The organism is Ochrobactrum sp. SFR4 (assembly GCF_019730395.1).
Lineage (GTDB): Bacteria > Pseudomonadota > Alphaproteobacteria > Rhizobiales > Rhizobiaceae > Pseudochrobactrum.
The window spans coordinates 1-328 of the sequence record NZ_JAAPBB010000480.1; the positions used below are offsets into that span (position 1 = coordinate 1).

The window sequence follows — 328 nt, forward strand, 5'->3', positions numbered from 1 at the left end:
CATGTTCAAGCAGCTCATCGCGGAAGGTGCCATCGACATCGTTCAGATCGACAGCTGCCGTATGGGAGGCCTAAATGAAGTTCTGGCAGTACTTCTGATTGCTGCGAAATACAACAAGCCAGTCTGGCCACATGCAGGCGGTGTTGGCCTGTGTGAATATGTGCAGCATCTTTCGATGATTGATTATGTTGCCGTTTCCGGAACCATGGACGGTCGTGTGATCGAATATGTTGACCATCTGCACGAGCATTTCATCGAGCCATGCATCATCAAGGATGCGGCCTATATGCCGCCATCGCTGCCAGGCTTCTCGATTGAAATGAAGCCA

General features: G+C 50.9%; 1 protein-coding gene. It reads left to right on the top strand.

Annotation, left to right across the window (positions count from 1 at the left end):
- Window positions 1–328: enolase C-terminal domain-like protein (locus HBA93_RS19895; RefSeq protein ID WP_286202084.1), on the top strand; the 328-nt coding region annotated here is incomplete at both ends.